Annotated in this window: 21 protein-coding genes; 8 read left to right on the plus strand and 13 right to left on the minus strand. The window is 39.0% G+C overall.

The features are described from left to right. Positions 1-59: 59 nt before the first annotated feature. The 7 genes from IQ264_RS02175 to IQ264_RS02205 all read right to left on the minus strand — a co-directional run bounded on the left by IQ264_RS02175 (position 60) and on the right by IQ264_RS02205 (position 8,390). Positions 60-1,205: a glycosyltransferase family 9 protein gene (locus IQ264_RS02175; RefSeq protein ID WP_228061218.1), complete on the minus strand. Its 1,146-nt coding sequence runs from the start codon at positions 1,203-1,205 to the stop codon at positions 60-62. A gap of 85 nt (positions 1,206-1,290) precedes the next feature. Further along, a complete protein-coding gene (locus IQ264_RS02180; protein WP_193978141.1) occupies positions 1,291-2,478 on the minus strand; it encodes a glycosyltransferase family 4 protein in 1,188 nt (395 codons plus the stop codon). Between the two features lie 84 nt (positions 2,479-2,562). After that, positions 2,563-3,291: an FkbM family methyltransferase gene (locus tag IQ264_RS02185; protein WP_193978143.1), complete on the minus strand. Its 729-nt coding sequence runs from the start codon at positions 3,289-3,291 to the stop codon at positions 2,563-2,565. Positions 3,292-3,347: 56 nt separating this feature from the next. After that, positions 3,348-4,265 carry a glycosyltransferase family 2 protein gene (locus IQ264_RS02190; protein WP_193978145.1) on the minus strand — a complete coding sequence of 306 codons (918 nt, stop codon included), beginning with the start codon at positions 4,263-4,265 and terminating at the stop codon, positions 3,348-3,350. Between the two features lie 97 nt (positions 4,266-4,362). Further along, entirely contained in the window at positions 4,363-5,262 is a 900-nt protein-coding gene (locus IQ264_RS02195; RefSeq protein ID WP_193978146.1) for a glycosyltransferase family 2 protein, read from the minus strand. Between the two features lie 55 nt (positions 5,263-5,317). Continuing rightward, positions 5,318-7,567 (minus strand): CHASE2 domain-containing protein, encoded by a 2,250-nt coding sequence (locus tag IQ264_RS02200; RefSeq protein WP_193978148.1) that lies wholly within the window; start codon positions 7,565-7,567, stop codon positions 5,318-5,320. Between the two features lie 31 nt (positions 7,568-7,598). Then, the gene (locus IQ264_RS02205; RefSeq protein ID WP_193978150.1) at positions 7,599-8,390 is read right to left on the minus strand and encodes a DUF928 domain-containing protein; all 792 of its coding nucleotides are present in this window, start codon (positions 8,388-8,390) and stop codon (positions 7,599-7,601) included. A 121-nt stretch (positions 8,391-8,511) separates the two neighbouring features. Here IQ264_RS02205 and IQ264_RS02210 point away from each other — a divergent pair, with 121 nt between their 5' ends. Next, positions 8,512-9,408, plus strand: coding sequence for an alpha/beta fold hydrolase (locus tag IQ264_RS02210; protein WP_193978152.1), 897 nt, complete (start codon positions 8,512-8,514; stop codon positions 9,406-9,408). A gap of 64 nt (positions 9,409-9,472) precedes the next feature. Here IQ264_RS02210 and IQ264_RS02215 read toward each other — a convergent pair whose 3' ends face one another. After that, positions 9,473-9,907 carry a hypothetical protein gene (locus tag IQ264_RS02215; RefSeq protein ID WP_193978154.1) on the minus strand — a complete coding sequence of 145 codons (435 nt, stop codon included), beginning with the start codon at positions 9,905-9,907 and terminating at the stop codon, positions 9,473-9,475. Between the two features lie 691 nt (positions 9,908-10,598). Between IQ264_RS02215 and aroC the strand changes: the two genes are divergently transcribed. The 5 genes from aroC (at position 10,599) to IQ264_RS02240 (ending at position 17,289) form a co-directional block, all read left to right on the plus strand. Continuing rightward, positions 10,599-11,711, plus strand: coding sequence for a chorismate synthase (gene aroC / locus IQ264_RS02220; RefSeq protein ID WP_193978156.1), 1,113 nt, complete (start codon positions 10,599-10,601; stop codon positions 11,709-11,711). Further along, entirely contained in the window at positions 11,701-12,555 is an 855-nt protein-coding gene (locus tag IQ264_RS02225) for an MBL fold metallo-hydrolase (RefSeq protein WP_193978158.1), read from the plus strand. The genes aroC and IQ264_RS02225 overlap by 11 nt, the downstream gene beginning before the upstream one ends. 87 nt (positions 12,556-12,642) lie before the next feature. Continuing rightward, on the plus strand, positions 12,643-13,968 hold the full coding sequence (locus IQ264_RS02230) for a cytochrome P450 (RefSeq protein ID WP_193978160.1): 1,326 nt from the start codon (positions 12,643-12,645) through the stop codon (positions 13,966-13,968). Between the two features lie 232 nt (positions 13,969-14,200). Beyond that, positions 14,201-14,878: an arylesterase gene (locus tag IQ264_RS02235; RefSeq protein ID WP_193978162.1), complete on the plus strand. Its 678-nt coding sequence runs from the start codon at positions 14,201-14,203 to the stop codon at positions 14,876-14,878. Positions 14,879-15,174: 296 nt separating this feature from the next. Next, a complete protein-coding gene (locus IQ264_RS02240) occupies positions 15,175-17,289 on the plus strand; it encodes a TIGR00300 family protein (RefSeq protein WP_193978164.1) in 2,115 nt (704 codons plus the stop codon). A 168-nt stretch (positions 17,290-17,457) separates the two neighbouring features. On the opposite strand, the gene IQ264_RS02245 is transcribed toward IQ264_RS02240, so the two are convergent. The 4 genes from IQ264_RS02245 to IQ264_RS02260 all read right to left on the minus strand — a co-directional run bounded on the left by IQ264_RS02245 (position 17,458) and on the right by IQ264_RS02260 (position 21,269). Next, the gene (locus IQ264_RS02245) at positions 17,458-18,144 is read right to left on the minus strand and encodes a Uma2 family endonuclease (protein ID WP_193978166.1); all 687 of its coding nucleotides are present in this window, start codon (positions 18,142-18,144) and stop codon (positions 17,458-17,460) included. Positions 18,145-18,296: 152 nt separating this feature from the next. After that, the gene (locus IQ264_RS02250) at positions 18,297-18,890 is read right to left on the minus strand and encodes an NUDIX hydrolase (protein ID WP_228061219.1); all 594 of its coding nucleotides are present in this window, start codon (positions 18,888-18,890) and stop codon (positions 18,297-18,299) included. Between the two features lie 16 nt (positions 18,891-18,906). Continuing rightward, positions 18,907-20,718, minus strand: a complete 1,812-nt coding sequence (locus IQ264_RS02255; RefSeq protein ID WP_228061220.1) for an N-acetylmuramoyl-L-alanine amidase — start codon at positions 20,716-20,718, stop codon at positions 18,907-18,909. A gap of 2 nt (positions 20,719-20,720) precedes the next feature. Further along, positions 20,721-21,269, minus strand: coding sequence for a pyridoxamine 5'-phosphate oxidase family protein (locus IQ264_RS02260; protein WP_193978167.1), 549 nt, complete (start codon positions 21,267-21,269; stop codon positions 20,721-20,723). A gap of 213 nt (positions 21,270-21,482) precedes the next feature. Between IQ264_RS02260 and IQ264_RS02265 the strand changes: the two genes are divergently transcribed. Beyond that, positions 21,483-23,216, plus strand: coding sequence for a CTP synthase (locus IQ264_RS02265; RefSeq protein ID WP_193978170.1), 1,734 nt, complete (start codon positions 21,483-21,485; stop codon positions 23,214-23,216). A 244-nt stretch (positions 23,217-23,460) separates the two neighbouring features. Beyond that, on the plus strand, positions 23,461-23,880 hold the full coding sequence (locus IQ264_RS02270) for a hypothetical protein (protein WP_193978172.1): 420 nt from the start codon (positions 23,461-23,463) through the stop codon (positions 23,878-23,880). A 69-nt stretch (positions 23,881-23,949) separates the two neighbouring features. Here the strand turns inward: IQ264_RS02270 and IQ264_RS02275 are convergent, their stop codons facing one another. Continuing rightward, entirely contained in the window at positions 23,950-24,870 is a 921-nt protein-coding gene (locus IQ264_RS02275) for an ROK family protein (RefSeq protein WP_228061221.1), read from the minus strand. Between the last annotated feature and the right edge of the window lie 14 nt (positions 24,871-24,884).

Below are 24,884 nucleotides of genomic sequence, written 5' to 3' on the forward strand. Positions count from 1 at the left end.
CGTGAGTTCGGGATAAAAAGTATTTTAATATTGAGACTTTCTCCGGTATTTCGACAATATTAAATTTCTAATAGCCTACCAATAAATTTTCTCACCTCTTGTGGAGTATAAACTTCTTGGCGATCGCTTTCTTTCCCCAATATCTGGCATATTCCTGGATAACCCCACTGTGCTGCGTGCTGTTTCGTTGAGGTAAAACAGTCTCCCAGCAAAACAACCGTAGGAATCGAGAAAGCAGCAGCAGCGTGCATCAACATACTAGAGTTAGAGATTACCAAATCGGCAGCAGCAACTAAAGCAAAGCTTTCTCTTAGCGTCAGATCTCCAGCCAGACTTTTAACTGATGGAGAAAGAGCCGCTAATTGTTTGCCAGCCTCACGATCTTGTTTGCCTCCAATAATAATAACTTCTAGGTTGCTGATTTCCCTCAACATTTTCACCAAATCTGCGTAATTTTCCAACGGCCAGCACTTTTCGGCAAACCCCCCTCCAGGGCCAATAACTATACGTTTCTCAGTAAGCCGAATTTTTATCGACCACCGACGCTGACCTGCTTCTAGTTCACTCGCACTCAGAAATATCTGTGGTCTGCATTCTGGCAGTTCAGTCGCCCCTAAAAGTTCGGCAAAACGAAGAGCCGATCGGCCTACCTGTTCGTATGCGTTATACTCAACATATTTTTCTACTGCTGTATGTCCTCCTGCATATCCCTTCACACCCAAGCGATGTGGAATACCCGCCCGTATCATCAACAACGAACCAAAATAACTTCCTAAAACATCAATCCCTATATCAAAGTGCCTTTTTGCTAATTCCTGACTTTCGGGAGAAAAAGCAATGTAATTGAGCGCATTCCACAGACTTTGATTGGCAATAAAATTATTGTGCCAAGGTGCGTTAACTGGCAGTATCTCTGAAATATATGGATTTAGTTTAAGAATTTCGACATTCCAATTACCCATCCCTACAACAATATGAGCATCAGGAAATCGCTGCCTCAGTGACTCGAAAAGTGGCGTGATAATTAAAAGATCACCGATATCGTTATTTCTTAATACAAAAATCGATTTTGGTATTTCAGGAATTTTTTTTGATCGACTTATAGACTTGGCTGTTAACAAAAATACTCTGTCGATCACGCTTCTTTTCCAAGACATAGAAACCCCTAAGAGTGAGACAAAAGCATCAACATAAGCGAAAGGCATTTGGTAAAATTGAGCGTGAGTTTGCTAGACGAGCAACCAACAAAGATAGTTTTAACAACTTTGATAACTGCTAAGTGGTCAACTATTAGGAATTTAGTAAACTCCATAGATGTTCTGCACTCTTCTTCCAAGAATATCTTTGGCAAATATTTTGGCATTTCGCCCCGCAATTCTTTGCTTCTTCCGGCTTCTGCCAAAAATATAAAATCTGCTCAACCCATGCTTCTTCATCTTCAGAGTCAATCCGAAAATCAGAATATGTTTGAATTTCGCGCATACTTGAGTTGTCACCACACAGACACAATCTTTTTGCCGCAGCCGCCTCTAATATCGGTAGCCCAAAGCCTTCACTCCTGCTTGGATACACAGAAAATTCAGCCAATCGATGCAGAGATGCTAAATCTTGATAGCTCAGGCTAGGCAAAGCAATAATTGCTGCTCTGACTGCGGCATTATTCATAGCTGCTTTAATAGCATAATCGTTTTGAATCAAGCTTTCTGTCAAGCCAACAAATGCACAACGAAAAGATGGATCGGCTTCGTATACTTTACCGCAAACTCGCAAAAGCATAGGAATATTTTTTCTCAACGCAAATCCACCCACATATAAAATAAAACCACTAGGCAAATTAAAGTCAGCCTGAACTTTTTGGTTATGGCTTTCGTCGTACTGTTCCTCAACCCAACTAGGTGTTGCTAATGGTATTAATGACATTTTTTCCAATGGCACACCTAATTCTTCATGTACATGATTTTTCACAAATTCCGAGTAAACTACTAACCGATCAGCTCTAGATACTAACCACTCTTCCCAATTACGAAACATTGGGCGAATCGGTAGTTTTCCCCGTAAATTCCACCAAGGTTGGTTAGGATCTCTAGCACTACTTTCAGGAATAATTTTATAAACTAAGTCTGGAACAAGTACTACATTCTGACGAAGATTTCCATAGTTGTAAAGATAGGGAATAAAGTGTCTATAGTTAGAGCCAAAAGTCTTTAGCTTTGCCGCTACTGCATTTCCCCAAGCTAAACGTCCCAAGTAGTCAGGCGATCGATTTTTAAACTCAATGAAAATCCACTGAACATCCAAATTCTCAAGTTCAAATATCCCTGGATGAAATGACTTTTCCACAAAAACAGCTATTGACTGAGCATATCCAAGCTCTTGAAATCCTCGTAAAAGTTCAGCAGTTACAAGCCCTAACCCAGTTGCTGGATAACTCAGACGGTATCCGTCAATAGTTACATTAATTTTAGTTTCTTTAGTCATATTTAATTCTAATTATTTTTGAGATTATGCCATTTAATTTCATTAATTTCAGCAATTATACATGATTAATTATGTGGTTGATTTTCAATATTTTATCCTGTGTAAAATTTCTCGCATAAACCACCACTTCACAAGCCTTAATACTAGTATAATTCGTTTGAAACTGAAAAAAACAGCGTCTTGGTAATTTACATACCAATCGTTGACACCAGTACGGTGTACTCTTACATAACCGTGCAGTTTAAGATAATTTCTAACACAAACATCTTTTCCTTGAGAATTATCTTCTACAAGTATGATTCTCGGTTTAAAATGTTCAATAGAAAATCCTTTTAACACTTCTAACTCTGCACCCTCTACATCAATAGAAAGAAGCTCAAATCCAACAGGAGAATTATTTTGATTGAGAATATCATCTAATATAGTAGCTGGTACAGATATCTTTTCAACCTTTCCTCCATACTGATTAATCATCGAAATAAAATTTCCATCGGTTACTGTAGTTGATAAACCATCTAGACCCCGAGGGCCACCTACTACCCTATAAAAGTCTATTGTTCCTATTTTTTCTGAAGCTACAACAGCATAATTCATAACAATGCTATTAGGTCTAGATTGCAGACAGCAAGGGATTAAATCTGGGTTAGCTTCTACCAATAAACCTTTCCAGCCTTGTTGTTCCAGTAAAAACGTATTGCTATTTGTTATGCCGTCGTTTGCACCAATTTCTACATAATACGCCAATTTTTTAAAGTTAAAAAATTTTAAAATCTCTAGATCTTCGCCAAATTGTGAATAACTTTGTTTGTCCATATTTTGATTTAAGGTTCCACTATACTTGAGACTCTGAAAACTATAATAATTTGTATTTATGTAAAAGCTATAGCTTTGAATATAAATCTTTTCATTGATTTCACCAAAGACTTGAAATAGTCCAATGTTGGATATTGACCTGTTATACTAGCTTTTAATATCCTTTTAATAGCTGCTTTGTAAAACCTAATAGCAAACCTTAATTTATTTTCATTTGTAAACCTACAAAGTTCATTCAAGTGTTCACTAAAAATATACACTACTTCATCTTGCATTCTTTCTGTCCTCGTGCCTTCATTTGTTAGCATGGTGCTGTGTCTCCTGTAAATAAATAGCTTCTTCCTTAGATAACATACCTTACAACCAGCCAAAAGATAACGCAAATAAAAATCTCCATCACACGCAAAGGCATATTGAGGATTAAATCCACCTATTTTTAATAATAAATCTCTCCTAATTAAGCTAGTTATTGTACAAGGAAAAGCGTACTTTTGGATTATTTCAGAAACTATTTTTTCTGATTCAAGCAAGGTTCTTTCATCTTTAATTGCAAAGTCTCTCCACCAATTACCCACATTGGAAATTTCTCCATTTTCGTCTATTTCATAATAGTCAGGAAATACCAAATCTACCTGTTCTTCAACCACTACTTGATACATTAATTCAAAATAACGTTCATCTATTAAATCATCGTGACAAAGAATACATATAAAATCACCCCTGGCGATGTTAGTTAGAGCTACTAAATTCTTGGTAAAGCCAATATTTGATTCATGATGAATTATTTTTATATTTGGTCTATCTTTGGCAAATTGTTTTGCTATTTGTAATGTATTATCTATTGAAGCGTTGTCTCCAATAATTATTTCTTGAGGCTGTAAAGTTTGCTTTGCCAGTGAATTTAGTGAGTCTTTAAGGAATTTTTCTCCGTTATATACTGGCATAATTACACTTATATTGCTCTGGGTTTCCACTTGCTTAACTCCTCTAATAAAAATTTATATTTTATTAAAAATTTATAACAATCTTACTTAATTTTTAACTTTCTCTTTATGATTAAAACTTTGAAACCTACTTAAATTTTTGATATAAGTAGTATTGTTTAGCTGCACGCAAAGACCGTCCTAGCAACCTGAGTATAGAAATGATTTCTAAGCGTGCTTTGATTTTATATCCTAGCATTGTATCCTGAAAAATAGTTCGCCGTAATAAATACAAGATTGACCAGATTAAATTATTAATTGAAAGCTCCAGCCACAAAGCATGAACAAACAAAACATACATTGTACATTCTAATAAATCTTTGAGTTGTTGTACGTCATAGTATCTATTTTCTGATAGTGCATAATGCCAAACAAACGTAGCATCTGAAAAGGAAATCCTCCAGCCATATTTACGAAGAACTTTACCCCAAAGATACCACAAAGGGCCAAAAGTGTAAGTTTCGTCATAACGCAAACCTTGGTCAAATATCTGCCTGGGATAAACAGAAGAACCATCAGCAATCGCCGCACAGTTTGAAGGATCTTTGGGAGTGCAACCACAGCCACTTCGATGCAACTCTGGAGGACAAAGTAAAGGAGCATTAGGTTCATCATAGTTGCGTTCTGGGAAAATCCACACTCTTTGAGGGTCACTTTCTACAACTTCTAAAATCTTTTCTATATAATCCTGCGGATGGGTGTGATCGTCGTCTCCTGAGAGAATATGAGTACCTCGACAAGTTAAACTAGCATGATTGCGATTTGCATATAGTCCCCGGCGTGGCCCTCTGGTATAGACGCAACTAAATTGTTTAGCTAAGTCTTCTATTTTTGGTGCATAGTTTTCATCGGAATCATCTGATACAACTATTTCAAATGGAGCGACACTTTGAGAGCGCCAACTTTTCAAACAACGTTCTAAACTCTCTGGTCTATTCCTAGTCACCAAGGCAACACTTAATCTAATTTGCTTTGATGGCAGTTGCATAAAATTTCCCAAAACCTCCTGATTTTACTTATACACTTGGTTTTATGTCAATTGTTTATTTAACCATATTATTTTCTATTTGAGCTGCACTGAGGTTAAATATCTCTTCCAATAGAACTTTGGCATCTGGCGCTACAGTTGTCAATCCTATATAATAAATATTTTTTTCATTTAGCGATTCCTTTAATACTTTGGCATAGATATCTCCACTAAGTGATGTTTTTTCACTGTTCATCCATAAATTTAACTTGATAGTTTTAAAAATATCTATGTTTTGCTCGGTTCTAATTTCTGCTCCTTTGCTTGATAATTTGACTATACTTGCATCATAGATTTTATCATTTATATGCTTTTCTTCTAAAATAGAGTATTGGAACAGTACTTCCTCTTTTAATGGCAGCAAAATATTTTCTTCTTTCGGCAAATGGAGGTTGTACTTTCCCTCTATTCCACTTACTTTATAAATTGAAATTGGTTCGTTAAATCCTTTTGGTTGTACCTTCATTTCTGCATCTATTTTTACGATTTCTGCTGCTTCTTTGAGGGTAGATTCGGAAATTAAAATTTGACCGCCTACTGTGTAGGATTCAATACGGGCAGTTAAGTTTACATGATGTCCAACTACTCCATATTTGGCGCGTTTTGCGGAACCAATATTTCCCACTACTACTTCACCAGTACTAATGCCAATTCCCATTTCGATTTTGGGCAATCCTAAGCGTTCATTTTTTTTGTTTACACTGTCCATAGCTAACTGCATTGCTAGGGCGCAAGCGATCGCTCTTTGGGCATCATCTTCTCTTTGAGTTGGTGCACCAAAAAGCACTAAAATTGCATCACCAATAAACTCATCGATCGTTCCCTGATACTTCATAATTTGATCGGCCATTTCCCCCAAATAAATATTCAACATGGAAACGACTGTTTCTGGCGCTAACTCTTCTGAAACTGAGGAAAAACCACGCAAATCTGACATTAAAATTGTCACCTTTCGTCTTTCTCCACCAAGTCTAAATCCGTCAGGTGATTCCAGCAAATTAGCTACTACTTCATCTGTAAGATAAAGACTAAAAGTTTTCCGAATTTCTCCGGCGGTGCGGGCAATATAGCTTATAATAACACTTGCTGAGCCGACAAAAGCAACTACTGGCGGAATTACTGGAATCCACCAACCACCCAAAAAAGCTAGATAACCTGTTAGGAAAAAACCTGCTATTACTAACAATATACTAGTAGTTCTTTTTACAGAAAACTTGCCCACACCTCCGCGATATCGCCACTGCCAAGTTAAAACTGCGCCTATGGTAGCACCACATAAAATCCACAACCATTCTAACGGTTCTGGCAAAGTTTTAATTAAAGGACGACCATCGATAACCGCACTGATAATCATGCTGGTTAAATGAGCATGAATTTCTACCCCGGAAATTCTCTGGGGAATACCCACAAAACTGCTACTATAAGGCGTATATAATATATCATTTAAGCTTTCTGCGGTAGAACCAATTAAGACAATGCGATCGCGCATCAAATCGTTAGGAATGCGATTTTTTAGCACATCTAATAGCGAAACAATTTTAAAATTCCCCGCCCCCCGAAAGTTTAAGATTACCTGATATCCCGCCGCATCAGTACGGACATAACCCCCATCATTCGCTTCAAAAGGAACAAATACTACCTTTCCCAATTGCAAATTATTATTTTTATCTCCTGTGGCCCCTATACCTTCTTGTTTCAAATACATTAACGCTAATCTCAAACCCAAGCTTTCTGTTTTATGAAGATATAAGAACTGTCGCCGAATTTTCCCATCCGTATCTAAAGGTAAATCATTAGCACCAATCTGTCCTTTTTCATTTAAAATTGGCGGCGGATTTACTGCTGGGCCACTAGCACCGCCTACGACTTTTTTAATGCCAATTAAATTTGGTGTAGTCCTATATAGTTGCAATAATTGCTGATGCTCAGATTCACTTCCTACAGATAAATCACGATAAATATCTAAACCTATAGCTCTAGGTTTTTGTTGTTTAATTTTTTGCAACAATTCTACTAAAATCTTGTCTTTAATCGGCCATTGTTTTAATTCTTGTAGGTCTGATTCATTAATTCCCACAATCACAATTCTAGAGTCCCTAGCTTCTCGAGGACGCAAGTGAAATAGTTGATCGTAAGCTGACCATTCCAAGGATTGAAACAACCCCGCAAAACGTAAAGCAATTACTAATAAAGTGATGCTTGGTGCAGTAATAAATACTCCACGCCATTCCCAAATTAGCTGTTTTAGTTTTAGCTTAGAAAGCATATTCAGTATACCAATTGGTACTTACTAAATCCTAGTTATGTTCGGATGTACAGCAATTAAGCATTGGTTGTTCTACAATTACATTTAATCCGACCGAATCTAGGAGTTTTTTCCATTTATTTTTTAAGTTGCGGTCATCCGGTTTCTGGCGGAGTAACTCAACTAAAGTGGTTAAACTGTCATGCCAAAGACCAGCTGCTGCATATAAGGATGGACGATCGCTTGGTGCAGCTTTTTCTAACTTACTCACTAAACTAGGACTTAATTCCGTTCGCTCCACCCATCCGTCTACGATAACATTTCCACTTTTGTCTGGAAGTTCTTGGTCTGAGTTAGGTGGACAGACCATTGTGAAGAACCAATGATACATTTTGCCCACCTCTAAAGGTGCGGATAATTCATTGTTGGGTAAGGTAAAACTGACAATACCTGAATTCTCAGGAACAGGAAGAGTTTTTTGGTAAATTACTTCACCATTTGTACCGTCTAGCAGCTTAAATTCCAATGCTTCGGCGCTCGATTTGGGAACATACCAAAAGAATGTAGGATACCCTGTTAGCGTTAATCCTAAATTATTTTTAGGCATTAAGGAAGTGAGAACTCCTGTACTTTCTATACAGCCTCCTCGCGAAGCACCTCCTGCTGTAGATGAAGGTGCGCTTCTGTCTGGCGGCTGGTAACTCTGACTGACTTCCCAGGCTAAATTTTTGACTCTAGTTACTTGTTGATTTTGTCCCTTAACCTCTGATACTAAGTTGGGAGCGATCGCTAATCCTAAACTAAGACTCACCAGCAAAGTCTTCCCAGTGAGAGCTAACTTCATATTCATCCTCAAATTTTATTCTCATCTATAACAAGATAGACTCTAGTTTGGCTTAAATTGCTCCTGAATGTCAGCAATTTTTATTATCTACAACGATCTGATATCAGTTATACTAAAGCTCATGTGGCCTTCTTTTATTCCCAATTCCGTCGAGCAACTAACAGAATCTACCTCGATTGCTCTGGCACAAAACATCCAATATCAACCAATTTTCACTCCGTTAAGTACACAACCAATTGGCACAACTTACGTCAATTTGGGTAAAATTGGCACACCAATTTTATTACTTCATGGTTTTGATAGTTCAGTATTAGAGTTCCGCCGACTGCTACCCATTCTTGCCGAAAAACAGGAAACTTGGGCGATCGATCTCTTAGGCTTTGGTTTTACGGAAAGAAACCCGCAACTTACCTTTAGTCCAAGTGCGATCGCGACTCACCTATACTATTCCTGGAAAACTTTAATCAAACAACCTGTTATTTTAGTCGGCGCTTCTATGGGAGGCGCAGCAGCAATTGATTTTGCCCTGACTTATCCCCAAGCAGTTAAGAAATTAGTTCTCATTGATAGTGCAGGTTTCACCGCAGGACCCGCTATGGGAAAATTTTTATTTCCCCCCTTGGGTTATTTAGCTACTTCCTTTTTGCGTAATCCTCAAGTCCGTCAACGCATTAGTATTAACGCTTATTGTAACCCTAACTTTGCTTCTGCTGACGCTCAATTATGTGCAGCTTTGCATTTACAAACATCCGGTTGGTCACAAGCTTTAATTGCTTTTACCAAAAGCGGTGGTTACGGTTCTTTTAGACAAAAACTTAAAGATATTGGGCAACCAACTTTAATTTTATGGGGAGAAGCTGACCGAATTTTAGGTATTGCTGATGCGGAAAAATTCGCTAATGCGATCGCCAATAGCAAACTAATCTGGATCGCCAATTGTGGTCACGTACCCCACTTAGAAAAACCAGAACTTACAGCCCAACATATTTTCAACTTCATCACCGAAACAGACCGTTAGCAAGTTGAACAATTGCCGAGCTTTACGGAAAATTTAAATAAACTTTTTCTAATTTAGCGTCCGCTTAGTTTTTCAGTACTATTTGTTCGCACATCCTTTGTTCCAAATGTTCTAACAAAGTATCCACATCTTTCGCCACTTCAGTAAAACAATCAGGTGGTGAAGGTTCCGGTTCAAACTGCACCAACTTAATCTGACCACTACCGATGCCGATGAGCAAAACTTCTTGCTTAGGATTATGTGCATCTAAAATGCCCAAAATTTCCTGAAGTTGATTCTCGACCTTGTGATTTAATGCTTCGATCGCATTTCTAGGGCAGTAGACAAAATGCGGTGATGGTTCCAGATCGATACCCAAAGTATCTTCACTTTCTCCCCTTTGTTGCATTAGCCCCCAAGCTAAGGCAGCTAATTCTTTCTGATTTTGCTTGACGAATTCATTTAACTGTTGTCGCCAGTTATTCGCGCCCTGATTTGACTGGGTACTACCAAACATCATAATTATTTGCGTTCTGTCGTTGCCAATGTGAATTCAAATTTCTACTTAGACTACACTCGCCAAAGGTTAGCATAAAATTTCCCTCGATCGAGTAATTCTTTGTTTTGTTTCAGAATCTACTACTTTGCCATCTTTACCATAATTAATTACTAGAGATAGCATAGTTTTATCAAACAAGTGGTAGCTTCTGGATTAAGTCTTAAGCTTCTGCTATCTTAACGGTTATTATCACCTCTGGAAGTATATTTCAAAACTACCATAAGTAATATTGGCAGCAATCTCGCCAGGAAATTAAAAGACAATTCGCCGAACTAGGTCGAAAAAATTCCAGAATCGCAGCATCATCGAACCCGATTCAATGCCATCAAGAGTAATTCTTTACAGGTCGAACAGTACCATAGTAAATTCTACTCACTTAATTCTGACAAATCTCCGAAAATCGACTTTACCCAACTTTTTCCTTCCTGGAATATGCAAAAAAACTCAAATGCACCTGTACCAGACCAAACTAACATCATTAATATTAACGCCTATTTCCCACAGATCAATAAATTAAGAGATGATTTCTCCATTATTTGCGCTCTGTATGGAAAGCAGTTAGCTAAAATTTAGTTAAGTTCAGCTACTCAGCCTGCAACCCCAAACACCAATCGCTGATAAAATCAAAGCTTTCAGCATCCTCAACAACATCATGGGTAACATTTTCGGACATTTATTTCGCATTACCACATTTGGTGAATCTCATGGCGGAGGAGTCGGAGTAGTCATCGACGGTTGTCCACCGCGACTAGAAATAACTCCCGCAGAAATTCAACAAGAATTAGACAGAAGAAGACCCGGACAGAGTAAAATTACCACCCCCCGTAAAGAAGCAGACAGCTGCGAAATTCTTTCCGGTGTTTATGAAGGTAAAACATTAGGAACTTCTATCACAATTTTGGTGAAAAATCAAGATACTCGACCCCAAGATTATGATGAAATGGCGGTAAAATATCGCCCATCCCATGCCGATGCTACCTACGACGCGAAATATGGAATTCGCAACTGGCAAGGTGGGGGGCGTTCCTCGGCGCGAGAGACAATCGGGAGAGTGGCAGCGGGTGCGATCGCTAAAAAAATCCTTAAACAAATCGCCAACGTAGAGATTATCGGTTACGTTAAACGCATCAAAGACCTCGAAGCAGTCGTTGACCCCAACACAGTCACGATGGAACAAGTAGAAAGTAACATCGTTCGCTGTCCTGAGTCCGAATGTGCAGACCGGATGATTGAACTAATCGAGGAAGTAAGACGAGAAGGCGACTCGATCGGTGGTGTAGTAGAGTGTGTGGCTCGCAACATTCCTCCCGGATTAGGTGAGCCAGTATTCGATAAACTAGAAGCAGACTTAGCAAAAGGTGTGATGTCCTTACCCGCCAGTAAAGGATTTGAAATTGGTTCCGGCTTTGCAGGTACTTTACTAACAGGCAGCGAACACAACGACGAATTTTATACTGACGCAGAAGGTCACATCCGAACCGTCACCAACCGATCGGGCGGTATTCAGGGTGGCATTTCCAACGGTGAAAATATCATCATCCGAGTAGCGTTTAAACCAACTGCTACGATCCGAAAAGAACAGCGTACTGTAACCAATGAAGGAGAAGCAACCACCTTGGCAGCCAAAGGAAGACATGACCCTTGCGTATTACCTAGAGCAGTGCCTATGGTAGAAGCAATGGTTGCCTTAGTGTTGTGCGATCACCTTCTGCGGCAACAGGGGCAATGCGGCACCTTGAAATTTGAAGTTACACATGGAAAATAGCCATTCTTCTGATGAATTTCTAGTTCAATTCTGGGGTGTCCGAGGTAGTATCCCCACCCCTGGAAACCAAACTGCGCGTTACGGAGGGAACACCTCCTGTATCGAAATGCGAATTGGCGGCAAACGCCTAATTTTCGATGGCGGTAGCGGCTTGCACGTTTTGGGTAGAGAACTACTCAAAACTATGCCCGTTGAAGCCTATATGTTCTTTACCCATTACCATTGGGATCATATTCAAGGCGTACCAATGTTTATTCCAGCTTTTGTTGAGGGTAATCATTTTCAAATTTTTGGCGCGGTTCCCGATCAAAATGGCTCTTTAGAACAACATTTTATGGAGCGAGTGCTTCACCCCAATTCCCCAGTTCCTATTAAAGGAATGCAGGCAGATATAGAATTTTGTCACATTTCTTGCGGGGAGACAATTAAAATTGACGATATTATCATTGAAACAGGCCCCTTAAATCATCCAAACGGCGCAATGGGTTATCGCGTCAGCTGGCAAGGACATTCGGTATTTTACTGCACGGATACAGAACATTATCCAGACCATATAGATGAAAACGTGCTGCTATTAGCTAATAATGCAGACTTGTTAATTTACGATTCTATGTATACCGATGAGGAATATCATAATCCCAAATCTCCTAAAGTTGGTTGGGGGCATTCAACTTGGGAGGAAGGAGTAAAAGTATGCGAAGCGGCAGGAGTCAAAAGGTTTGTGAAATTTCATCACGAACCTGTTCATAGCGATGAGTTTCTCGATCGCCTCGAAGAAAAAATCCTCGCTGTCTCTCCTAATGCTGTGTTAGCTAAAGAAGGCATGATTTTAAAAGTAGTTTAAGAGAATTGTTCAGTTGTAAAAAATGGCAAAGAGTTTACAATTTGAAATATTTACACTCTATATCTATTTTCCCTGGAATAAGCAGCGATGACTACTACAACTGATAATTCTCGGACACTACCTTTGCCACCTGGAAATTTTGGTTTACCTTTGATTGGAGAAACAGTTGAGTTTCTTCGCGACCCTGATTTTATTGAAAAGCGCCAAAAGAAATACGGTTCTATTTTTAAAACCCGGATCTTTGGTGCTGATTCAATTGCGATCGTCGGAGCCGAGGCAAACCGCTTTATTCTCACCAATAACCAATATTTTGCTGTTAGTTGGCCCCCAAGTACAAAAATTCTTTTGGGGCCGAATTCTTTAACCTTACAAGAGGGTAGTCAACATCAATCTCGGCGCAAATTGCTTTCTTATGCTTTCCAACCCAAAGCATTAGCAGGTTATCTTCCGGGAATGGAAAAGATTACTCAAGAATATTTACAAAAGTGGGAAAAAATCAATACCTTAACTTGGTATCCTGAACTGAGAAATTACACTTTTGATGTTGCTAGTACTTTATTAATCTCAACAGAATCAGGTTCTCAAACATCTTTAAGCAAACTGTTTAAAGATTGGTGCGATGGACTATTTAGTATTCCTCTTGCTTTACCTTGGACTAAATTTGGTCGGGCGTTGCGTTGCCGAAAAGAACTGTTAGCTGCAATTGAAAAGATTGTACTAAGTCGCCAAAAGGAACAGGAACCAGGGAAAGATGCGCTTGGTTTAATGTTACAAGCTAGGGATGAAGAAGGTAACGGTTTCACTTTACCAGAACTCAAAGATCAGGTTTTACTTCTGTTATTTGCTGGACATGAAACCCTAAATTCTGCACTGGGTACTTTCTGTTTATCTTTAGCGAAGTATCCAGAAGTTCGGGAAAAATTGCGTGCGGAAATTAGCCAAGTAGTTGGTAATGATTCTTTGACGCTAGAACATTTCAAGCAAATGACTTATCTGGAAATGGCGATCAAAGAAGTATTACGAATAGTTCCTCCTGTAGGTGGTGGTTTTCGCAAGGTGGTTAAATCTTGTGAGTACAATGGCTATTATATTCCTGAAGGTTGGAATGTACTTTACCAAATAGGTAGAACTCATGCAGATGAGTCTATTTATTATCAACCGGAAAAGTTTGATCCTGAGCGTTTTTCTCCTGAAAGAAGTGAGGATAAAAAACCTTTTAGTTATGTACCTTTTGGCGGCGGAATGCGCGAATGTTTGGGTAAAGCTTTTGCTCAATTGGTCATGAAAGTGTTTGCTGTGTATTTAGTGCGAGATTATAGTTGGGAACTTTTACCTGAGCAAAATTTGGAATTAGTAACCATACCGACACCGCATCCGAAGGATGGTTTAAAGGTAAATCTCCAACATATATAATACTAAATCAGGGTGAAAAATCTCCTTTATTAATGAACCGCAGAGGACGCAGAGGACGCAGAGGAAAGAGGGAGAAGATAGAGGGGGTAATTAACCCGGATTTGGTATAACCACTAAAATTGGAAGTGGTACTGTTAATCAATCAAATCTCATCATCTAGTTATTAACAATCAATGAGAAATGAGTTTTTGGTAATGACAGCGATCGCTTCCTTCATATCCGGTTCTATATTATGAAAAAATATAGCTGGTTAAATTTCTTTGCCTTGATGCTCTGTTCGTTATTAGTTTTTACTAGTTGCAGCAACTATATTGATTCGGTCAAAAATTTGAAAGCAGGTGCAGGTAAACAAGTTATAGTTTTAGGAGATAGCATTGCTTCAGGTTATGGCGTAGAAGAAACAGAAGCTTTTCCCAGTGTTTTGAGTCAAGAATTAGGCTTACCAATTATTAATCGGGGGGTGAGTGGTGATACCACTGAAACGGGATTAAAACGCTTACAAAGTGATGTAATTACGGCTGAACCTTGGCTAGTCATTGTGGAACTTGGTGGCAATGATTTTTTAAGAAAAATTCCTAAGTCGGAGACTGAACAAAACTTACGGCAAATTGTTACTTCGGTTCAAGAGAAGTCAGCAATCGTTGTACTTTTGGGCATGAATCTTGGTTTATTTACTGATGAATACAAAACCCTTTATCAGCGGGTAGCTAAGGAAACTAATGCTTATTTAATTCCCGAAGCTTTAAAAGGAATTTTGGACAATCCACGTTATCGCCAACAAGATTTTATTCATCCTAATGCTGAGGGGCATAAATTATTAGCCACTCGCGTTGCTACAGAATTAAAGCCTTTATTAGCAAAAGCTTCTTGGCCTTCTGCTTTAATGCAATTTCGCCCAATTAAAAAGTGATGCAGATCGTGCAAAGCTCCGATCAAACAAAATATTTTATCTTTTAGTTAAATTCTGTAACAAATGATTCGGTTTTCTTTTGCTACTTCTGCATAGCGATTCTGGGAATTTTGTGGGCAATTAAACTTAAAATAGTGAAAAAAAATTTATTCTTTCTCTACCCTTGTACTCTAAAATAGAGATTTGGCTTTTAATATGTATGACCCGCATCTATTCCTGAGACTTTGACTAGGGGTAGGTTCACTGCGGCTTATGTATAAAGTCTCAAGCCGTAAAGTTGAGCTAGTTGATTTATTATGACCGATCCGATTCGCTTCCTCATGTGCTCTCCCGACCATTACGATGTAGATTATGTAATTAATCCTTGGATGGAGGGTAATATACACAAATCTTCCCGCGATCGCGCTGTCGAACAGTGGGAAAAATTACACCATGTTCTTAAAGATCATGCGTTAGTCGATTTGGTTAAACCGGAAAAAGGTTGGCCTGATATGGTATTTACCGCTAACGCAGGTTTAGTATTAGGTAAAAATGTTGTTTTGAGCCGTTTTTATCATAAAGAACGCCAAGGGGAAGAACCGTATTTTAAAAAATGGTTTGAAGACCAAGGTTACACAGTTTACGAGTTACCTAAAGATTTACCTTTTGAAGGTGCGGGTGATGCTTTACTCGATCGCGAAGGTCGTTGGTTATGGGCGGGTTATGGTTTCCGTTCTGAATTAGATTCACACCCTTATTTAGCAAAATGGTTGGATATTGAAGTACTTTCGCTGCGTTTAATTGATGAACGATTCTATCATTTAGATACTTGTTTTTGTCCTTTAGCAGGCGGTTATTTACTGTACTATCCTCCTGCATTTGATTCTTATTCAAATCGCTTGATTGAAATGCGGGTTGCGCCAGAAAAACGCATTCCTATTGAAGAAGCAGATGCAGTTAACTTTGCTTGTAATGCTGTCAACGTCGATGACGTAGTAGTAATGAATAAAGTGAGTGACAGCTTAAAGCAACGGTTAAAAGATGTAGGTTTTCAAGTAGTAGAAACACCATTAACTGAGTTTTTAAAAGCTGGTGGCGCAGCGAAATGCTTGACTTTGCGCGTTACTGAACCAGTGAGAGTGGAAATCCACAGTTTTGTTTCTGTGGAAAGTCGCACCATTCGCATGGAAGGTCACTTGCTGGATTCTGGTTTAATCAGTCGTGCTTTAGACTTAATTGTAGAAAATGGTGGCAGTTTCCAAGTTTTGAATTTTAACTTGGGAGAACAACGCCAAAGTACTTCTTCTGCTGAGGTAAAAGTCTCTGCTCCCGATCATGAGATCATGGAAGAGATTATGACCCAGTTGATCGATCTGGGTGCATTACCTCCGCCTCAAGAAGTTTGTGATGTTAATACGGAACCTGTAATTATTGCTGGTGTTGCGCCAGATGACTTTTACGTGACTACGATTTACCCGACGGAAGTCAGGGTACATTGTGAATGGGTGAAGGTGCAAAATCAGCGCATGGATGGTGCGATCGCAGTAAACTTTACAACTGATGGGCCAGTTGCTAAGTGTAAATTGCTCAGAGATTTGGAAATTGGCGATCATGTAATTGTGGGTGTGGAAGGTATCCGTACTATCCGCAAAACTGAGTCTCGCGAACAAAGAAATTCTCAAGAATTCAGCTTTATGGGTTCGGGTGTTTCCAGCGAACGCCGTGTAGAATTGGTGGTGGAACAAATCGCTTGGGAATTGCGCCAAATCCGCGACCAAGGCGGTAAAGTTGTAGTGACAGCAGGGCCAGTGGTGATTCATACTGGTGGTGCGGAACACTTATCCCGTTTGATTCGGGAAGGTTACGTGCAAGCTTTGTTGGGTGGAAATGCGATCGCAGTTCATGACATCGAACAAGCAATGATGGGAACCTCGTTAGGTGTGGATATGAAGCGAGGTGTTGCTGTTCGCGGTGGGCACCGTCACCACTTAAAGGTAATTAACACAGTTCGCCGTTACGGTAGCATTGCTAAAGCTGTAGAACAAGGTGTAATTAAAGCTGGGGTAATGTACGAATGTGTTCGCAGCAATGTACCTTTCTGTTTAGCTGGTTCAATTCGTGATGATGGGCCTTTACCAGATACGGAAATGGATCTGATTAGGGCTCAACAAGAGTATGCCAGACTGCTGCAAGGTGCGGACATGATTTTAATGCTTTCTTCCATGTTGCACTCGATCGGTGTGGGTAATATGACACCTGCGGGTGTGAAGATGGTTTGTGTCGATATTAACCCAGCGGTTGTTACTAAGTTAAGCGATCGGGGATCGATCGAATCTGTTGGCGTTGTTACCGACGTGGGTTTATTCCTCAGTTTGTTAACCAAACAATTGGATAAATTAACCAGTCCTTATCACATCGCTAAGACTAATTAGTGTAGTTCAATCTTTTAAATATTTCCGCTGCCCTAATTTTCAATTATTGGGCAGCTTTTTTATTAAATTTCTCACCTACCTAATTCAAAATCTTAACTTTAATTTGGTGTATGCCAACCAGCTTTAACCCAATTTTGACGCACAATAACGGTCAAATTACTGGATAAATTAACTATTTGATTGCAATTTTTGGGCAAAATCTTGATGTTCTTGGCTGGCTAATCCCTGTTGCAAAACCGATAAAACTTTTGCTAAATTTCCTGCTAATAAAGCTGCTTTATCTAACCACAATCCAGGGAAAGTTTGAGAATAAATTATTCCATTTTCATTCGTTTCAAGTTTAATATATTCTCCAGCATTTAACCTAAACCAATCGAACTCACCATCATAAACTCGCCATATTAAATACTCTTGTACTCCATTACGACGATAAACTTTGAGTTTTTGGTTAAAATCAATTGAAGCACTACTAGCCGCAATTTCTACTATTAATTCTGGCGCACCTTCGACATAATCATCTTCACTAATAGTTGATTGTCCACCCACCTTAATTCTCAAGAGTGCATCGGGTTGAGGTTCATTATCAGCATCAAGACGCACAGTAGTATTATCAGCAGACATTAATCCTGGTGTTGCAGCTTTATAAACTCCCAGCCAAGTCATAATATCAGAATGGGGTTCTCCATGACCTTGTACTCGTAAAGGCGATGCCATATAAACTACTCCTTCAATTAATTCTGCTTTTTTCTGATTAGGCATGGCAGAATAACGACGTTCAAATTCAACACGGGTTAGTTGATCTCCGTTTTCTAAGGGAGGAATAGTTAATCTAGGATAAATTGGTGCAGAAATCATATTTTTATTTTCCTTGTTTTTATTTTATATCTAAATTAGGCGTTAATTATACTTTTACTAAGGATAGCAAATCTATTATATGTTAACAAGCGATCGCCTTTCCCGTAGTGTAGAACGCAAAGAAAGAGAAGAAAAATTGAGAATTTAATAAATCACCTTTGGGACAAATAATTTATTCCCAAAAAAGTAGCTGCAACTGTCCCGGAAACCCGAATTTCCCCATTAGTAATTTTAGTCATTACCCGATCGATCGGGATTAAAACTACTTCCACTTCTTCAGTAATATCGAGGTTTTGCTTCCCGGTTAACTGCACATTTTTTGCCAAAAACAAGTGGATTTTATTTGTATCTTTAATCGGGTTATCATACAAAGTTGCTAATTTAACCCAATCCTCTGTAACATAACCCGTTTCTTCTTCCAGTTCTCTTCGCGCCGCAATTTCTGCATCTTCTATTTCTGGGTGAAAACTTCCCGCAGGAAGTTCTAATAAAATTTCCCCTGTCGCGTGTCGATATTGGCGCACAAACACAATTTCTTGATTTTCAGTAACCGGAAAAACTAATGCAATATCTGGGCGAACAATGACAAAAAAATCATCAATGATTTCCCCTTTCGGCAATTCTACTTCATCTTGCCGAATTGTTACCCACTTGTTATTAAAAGCGAGTTTTGATTTAAGGATTTTCCATTTTTTAATCATCGCTCTTTTTCCCCATTCTTGTAGGACAGGCATCTTGCCTGTCATTACCTGTCATTCCCAATCACTGCTTAAACCATTCTGTAATTCCATCTGCTAATGTTGCAGCTAATTTACTTTGTTCTTGGGGATTTGTTGCCCATTCAAATTCAAAAGGATTGCTCATAAATCCTAATTCTAGCAATACTGAAGGAGCGGAATGGGGGCGAGTTAATGCTAAGTTATCCCAATAAACTCCGTAGGAAGGACGGTTTAATTTTTGCACCACATATTTTTGCAAAAATACTGCTAAACTATGGGCTTGGGGATGATACCAAAAAGCTGCAAAACCGCTAGTATTAAAAGCGTCGCCATTGTCAGGAAGGGAATTATGATGAATGGAAATGGCGATCGCAGGTTGTACACTATTAATCATTGCCATTCTTTCTTGTAAAGATACAGTTTTATCATCCTCTCTTGTCATATAAACTGTCGCACCCCTGGCAACTAATTGATCTCGCAATAACCGAGATACGCTCAAATTAACATCTTTTTCCAAATAACCATTTGGCCCTGCTGCGCCTGGTTCTGTTCCTCCATGTCCGGGGTCTAATAAAATAGTAATACCTGTCAAAGGTTTACCAGTTTGTGAGGAAGTTGTCGGTGAATGTCTTAAGGTTAAAACTAAACTTGTTCCTTCATATTTCAATTGATAACCCCATTGTTGACCTGACTTTAAATTAAAGGTATATTGGACTTGATTCGGTGCGACTTGTTGCCAATCCAAACGAGAAATTAACGGGTTATCATCAAGGCGAATAATATCAGTTTGAGCAGTGGTGTTGTAAAGTGTGAGGGTAAAAGTGCGATCGCCTTGTTGCACACTCACAGGTACAGGAACTTGTAGGGGAAATATTACCTGAGTTGCACCAGGAATTTCTCGCGCACTCACGCTCCGAATAATCGATTTTGGTGGTACACTTCCTCTGGAAATTCGCACTTCTTCAGCTTTAATCCAAGCACCATAATCTAATCTTACCCAGTCACCTTCCCGCCCAGTTATTGTTGCTAATGTACCTTTTGGTAAAGGTGTTAAACGCGAATTGTCTGTACTTGGGCCAGTACGGGCAACCCCAGCATCTACAATAACTTCAGCTATTTCTAAATCGGCAGGAGTTAAGATAGAAATTCTCCCTTGACCAACTTGAGATACAGTATTTCCATTGCCAGTTAATTGAAATTCTGGAAATCCTAACTCTCCTGCTTCGGAAGCAACCGCGCAACCTTCGTATTTACTAATCGGATTTAAGCCCCCCTTGATAAGGGGGGTTGGGGGGATCGGTTGATTTTTATCAACTAAAACTGCTAAATTAGGAGGCAATTCTACCTGCTTGACTTGAGGGGATAAGGGAATATTTTGATTACCTAATTTAACTGTAACTGTAGCATTTGTCGGTGCGATCGCACTAAAACAAATCAACTCTCCCGGCAATCTAGCAATATTAACTGAAGGAGACAAGGAACCTTGAGCAAAAGCTAAACCATTCGGTACATTTGCTTGTCTAGAAATCCGATTAACTTTAATCCGTTTTTCTTGATTTTGATAACGGAATATAAAAATATTTTCACCCATGTTTAAGGAAAAACTCGGCGCAAAATGTCCCGCCGGACTCCTTTGAATTGCTTGTCCATTGACTAACACATTTCCTGCGGGTGGTGCCGACCCTAAAAAGAACATTCTATCTGAACTAGTTTGATATTCAGTCTGCGAAGGGAAGGAAATAACTAGTGATTGTTGTGCCACAGTAATCTCTGTAATTGGGTTAAATATGGTGAAAGCAATTCCAATTCCTAATCCGGCTAATTTTACAGTTTTTCCCATTGTTGAATACTGCATCCTTAATGATTTTCTAAAATTTTGGTTGGCAGTCCATCAATACTAGTTTGATTCTTCTCCCGCCAATAGTCAAAAATTCCCTGTTCGCCCTTTTTATTCGCCCATTCTTTCAGAGTTGCCCTTTCTTCTTTAAACTCAAAAACTGGCACTCCATAACCGCAAGAAGTTTGCGCCGATTCAATATTTAACACAATAATTTGTCGTTCTCCTGGCAGAGAATCAAATAAACTATAAAACCGCGACCATTCAGTATCTTTGGGACTAATTACTTGTCCTTTGCCATAAAGTCTTAGAATTAAAGGTTTTTCTGTAAAGCTGCAAAACATAATCGTCATTCGCCCACTTTCATATAAATGCGCTGCCGTTTCATTACCACTACCAGTTAAATCTAAATAAGCCACAGTTTTAGCATCTACACAACGAAAAGTATCAATCCCTTTAGGTGATAAATTGATTCGACCAGAATTCGGGGCGGTAGCAGTAAAAAACACCTTTTGTTGCTCAATGAATTGGCGTAAATAATCATCCAACTCTGTGTAAAATTTAGCCATAAACAACCTCCATCCAGAACAGAAGATTTACAAAGGTTTAAAAAACGATAAAGACCTTTCGTAAACAATAGAAAAATTAGCTAAGATTAACAGAATAACTCTTTGACAAAGATGCTATCCTGTGTAAGGGGTTGTACCACTATAATCCCAAAGATTGAAATTGTGGCACAATTAACTGGGTAGCTTGGAAGAACGCGCTAATTTAAGTATTGTATGGCTAAGTTTGTCTTTGTAACAGGCGGTGTAGTTTCTAGTATTGGCAAAGGAATTGTAGCAGCTAGCTTAGGGCGGTTGCTCAAGTCACGAGATTATTCTGTCTCTATCCTGAAACTAGACCCATATATTAACGTCGATCCGGGTACAATGAGCCCCTTCCAACATGGGGAAGTTTTTGTCACCGAAGATGGGGCGGAAACAGATTTAGATTTAGGACATTATGAACGCTTCACAGACACTTCAATGTCTCGCCTTAATAGTGTTACTACTGGATCAATATATCAGGCGGTAATTAATAAAGAACGGCGCGGTGATTATATGGGGGGAACAGTACAAGTAATTCCCCACATTACTAATGAAATTAAAGAACGCATTCACCGAGTCGCTAAAAATACTAACCCAGATGTTGTAATTACAGAAATTGGTGGCACAGTTGGGGATATTGAATCATTACCATTTTTAGAAGCAATTCGCCAATTGCGGAAAGATGTGGGACGGCAAAATGTGGTTTATATGCACGTTACTTTAGTCCCTTGGATTCCCTCAGCGGGGGAAATGAAAACTAAACCGACACAACATTCGGTGAAAGAATTGCGATCGATCGGCATTCAACCAGATATTTTAGTATGTCGGAGCGATCGACCAATTCCCAAAAGTCTCAAACATAAACTTTCCGAATTTTGTGACGTACCAGAAGAATGTGTAATTGCTTCTATTGATGCCAAAAGTATCTACGAAGTACCACTACTTTTAGAACGGGAAGGATTAGCCGAACAAGCATTAGAATTATTGCAATTAGAACAGCGGCAACCTGATTTAAGTAATTGGCAAACTTTAGTCGATCGCCTTTACAGTCCGAAAAATAGCATTGAAATTGCCATTGTTGGTAAATACGTCCGCTTAAGCGATGCTTACTTATCAATGGTGGAAGCATTGCGTCATGCTGCGATCGAACTTTCCCTCGACCTCAATTTAAAATGGGTAAACTCAGAAGATATTGAAGCCGAAGGTGCAGCAAAATATCTGCAAAAAGTTGATGGCGTAGTCGTACCCGGAGGCTTTGGCAGTCGCGGTGTCGATGGTAAAATTGCCGCAGTAGAATACGCCCGAAATCATCAAATTCCCTTCTTAGGTTTATGCTTAGGAATGCAATGTTCCGTCATGGAATGGGCAAGAAATATCGCCGGATTAAAAGATGCAAATAGTGCCGAATTTGATCCGAATACTCCTAATCCAGTAATTAACCTGTTGCCCGAACAACATGATGTAGTAGACTTAGGCGGCACGATGAGATTAGGGCTTTATCCTTGTAGATTAGCACCTAATACTTTAGCCAATCGTCTCTATCAAAAAGAAGTAGTTTACGAACGCCATCGCCACAGGTACGAATTTAACAACGCTTATCGCAACCTATTTTTAGAAAATGGCTATGCTATTAGCGGTACCTCGCCTGATGGACGGTTAGTAGAAATTATCGAACTTCCCAGTCATCCCTTCTTTATTGCTACCCAATTCCACCCAGAATTTCAATCTCATCCGAGCACACCTCACCCCTTATTTAAAGGGTTTATTCAAGCAGCTTTTAATCAAGCTAAATCTGGAGAAAGTGCAATTCCTATAGCCAGCCAAAAACTCATTATTTCACCGGGAATAACTACTTCTGAACAAGTGATAATTGCTGATGCTGATAGAGACCCCATTTTGAATGCCACAACAGAAGTAAAATACTAACCAATTCAAAATGTATAAGTTCAGTGAAGTAGATATCGGAAAAAGGTGAAAAATAAAAGGTGAAAAGGGAAAGAAAAAACAATTTTTTTACCTTTTATCCTTTTTACCGATTTATCTATAAATTGAGCGAAAATCAAAAATCTAAATTAGCTTAATTCCTTAATATATTCAGCAAATCAATTTATACGGCTTTATTTAAAAGCGAGTGAATAAGAGGAAATAGCGATCGCGAGGATGAATCTCTGTGGCATATTGGATTAAATTTAGTTACGACAGAAAAGAATATATAGTAGACCTAGACCGTGTTAGTGGTTTTGCTTATGAACCAAACTCTAGGATCACCTTTTGGCTACCAGATAGCGCCTATCCCATAGTGATCAACCCCCAGGCGCACCCAGAACTACATAAAGCTGTGCTGACTTACATTCAGCACGTTACCGAAATTGCTTTCGAGGCGTACTGGGTAAAAATTGACTACGAAAACAAGCAGTTTTTAATCAATCTGAAAAAGATAGGTGCTTTTTCCTGTGAACCAAATGGCAGAATTACATTTTGGTTGCCGGAAGGAACTTTAGCAATTGTGATTCATCCCAATTCTGACCCCGAAGGATACAACAAGATCCTAAATTATATTAGACTATCCACTGGGATATCTTTGCCTTAATTATTGACAAGTTTGTTGTGAAAACTTTAGTCCTTTTTGTTGGCAAAGGGAAGACTTAAGTCATCACAACTAACCTTGAGTATTTAGCATTTGCCATGCTAATTTTGCTGCGCCTACCATTCCAGCTTGGTTGCCTAATTCTGCTAATAGAAGTTGCAAACCTACGCGAGAAATAGGTAAAACTCTTTGTTCAATTTCTGCCAAAGCTGCGGGAAAGAAAAACTTAGCACTGGCGCTAACTCCGCCACCAATTACAATTGCTTCTGGGGTGAGAACATAAATTAAATTTGCTAAACCTACACCCAAATATTTACCGTAACTTTGCCAAAATTCTAAAGCTTTGCGATCGCCTTTTTCAGCTAATTCCCCTAATTCCAAAGGTTCCAAACCTGTGAGGCGGCGAATTGCTTGCACTGAAACATATTGTTCCAAAGAACCATGATTTCCACTATTACATTTTGGCCCTTCAGGATTCAAAGTAATTAGTCCTAATTCCCCTGCCGCACCTTGATGTCCAATAAATAGTTTGCCATCTAAAATAATTGCGCCGCCAACTCCAGTACCCAAAGTTAGTAATATTAAATTGCGAAAATGTCGTCCTGCACCTAACCAAGCTTCTCCCAAAGCAGCGCAATTAGCATCATTAGCCAAAATCGTTGGTAAACCTGTTTTTGATTCTAATAATTCAGCTAAAGGGATGTCTTTCCAACCTACTAAGTTAATCGCAATTTTAGCAATTTTTCCCGCCGCATCAGTTGGCCCAGGAGTACCCACACCGATCGCTTTTGCTTCTTTGATTCCCAAAGCTGCGATCGCTTCTACCATCGCTTTAATTACTGCTTCTGGTGTTGCAGGTTGAGGCGTTGGTACAGTTAAAGATTTTAAGCAAATTCCATCTTCTCGGAACTGCCCTATTTTTATCGCAGTTCCCCCTAAATCGATGCCAAACACTACTGTATTTCGTCCAGAGAAATCAGAATTAATAATCAAAATTTAACATCCTT

Origin of the sequence: [Phormidium] sp. LEGE 05292 (genome assembly GCF_015207735.1) — a bacterium.
Lineage (GTDB): Bacteria > Cyanobacteriota > Cyanobacteriia > Cyanobacteriales > Aerosakkonemataceae > Floridanema.

Coding starts and splice junctions, on each gene's coding strand:
- IQ264_RS02175 (WP_228061218.1), bottom strand. CDS start 1,205: ATGCCTTTCGCTTATGTTGATGCTTTTGTCTCACTCTTAGGGGTTTCT.
- IQ264_RS02180 (WP_193978141.1), bottom strand. CDS start 2,478: ATGACTAAAGAAACTAAAATTAATGTAACTATTGACGGATACCGTCTG.
- IQ264_RS02185 (WP_193978143.1), bottom strand. CDS start 3,291: ATGGACAAACAAAGTTATTCACAATTTGGCGAAGATCTAGAGATTTTA.
- IQ264_RS02195 (WP_193978146.1), bottom strand. CDS start 5,262: ATGCAACTGCCATCAAAGCAAATTAGATTAAGTGTTGCCTTGGTGACT.
- IQ264_RS02200 (WP_193978148.1), bottom strand. CDS start 7,567: ATGCTTTCTAAGCTAAAACTAAAACAGCTAATTTGGGAATGGCGTGGA.
- IQ264_RS02205 (WP_193978150.1), bottom strand. CDS start 8,390: ATGAAGTTAGCTCTCACTGGGAAGACTTTGCTGGTGAGTCTTAGTTTA.
- IQ264_RS02210 (WP_193978152.1), top strand. CDS start 8,512: ATGTGGCCTTCTTTTATTCCCAATTCCGTCGAGCAACTAACAGAATCT.
- IQ264_RS02215 (WP_193978154.1), bottom strand. CDS start 9,907: ATGATGTTTGGTAGTACCCAGTCAAATCAGGGCGCGAATAACTGGCGA.
- aroC (WP_193978156.1), top strand. CDS start 10,599: ATGGGTAACATTTTCGGACATTTATTTCGCATTACCACATTTGGTGAA.
- IQ264_RS02225 (WP_193978158.1), top strand. CDS start 11,701: ATGGAAAATAGCCATTCTTCTGATGAATTTCTAGTTCAATTCTGGGGT.
- IQ264_RS02230 (WP_193978160.1), top strand. CDS start 12,643: ATGACTACTACAACTGATAATTCTCGGACACTACCTTTGCCACCTGGA.
- IQ264_RS02235 (WP_193978162.1), top strand. CDS start 14,201: ATGAAAAAATATAGCTGGTTAAATTTCTTTGCCTTGATGCTCTGTTCG.
- IQ264_RS02240 (WP_193978164.1), top strand. CDS start 15,175: ATGACCGATCCGATTCGCTTCCTCATGTGCTCTCCCGACCATTACGAT.
- IQ264_RS02245 (WP_193978166.1), bottom strand. CDS start 18,144: ATGATTTCTGCACCAATTTATCCTAGATTAACTATTCCTCCCTTAGAA.
- IQ264_RS02250 (WP_228061219.1), bottom strand. CDS start 18,890: ATGACAGGCAAGATGCCTGTCCTACAAGAATGGGGAAAAAGAGCGATG.
- IQ264_RS02255 (WP_228061220.1), bottom strand. CDS start 20,718: ATGCAGTATTCAACAATGGGAAAAACTGTAAAATTAGCCGGATTAGGA.
- IQ264_RS02260 (WP_193978167.1), bottom strand. CDS start 21,269: ATGGCTAAATTTTACACAGAGTTGGATGATTATTTACGCCAATTCATT.
- IQ264_RS02265 (WP_193978170.1), top strand. CDS start 21,483: ATGGCTAAGTTTGTCTTTGTAACAGGCGGTGTAGTTTCTAGTATTGGC.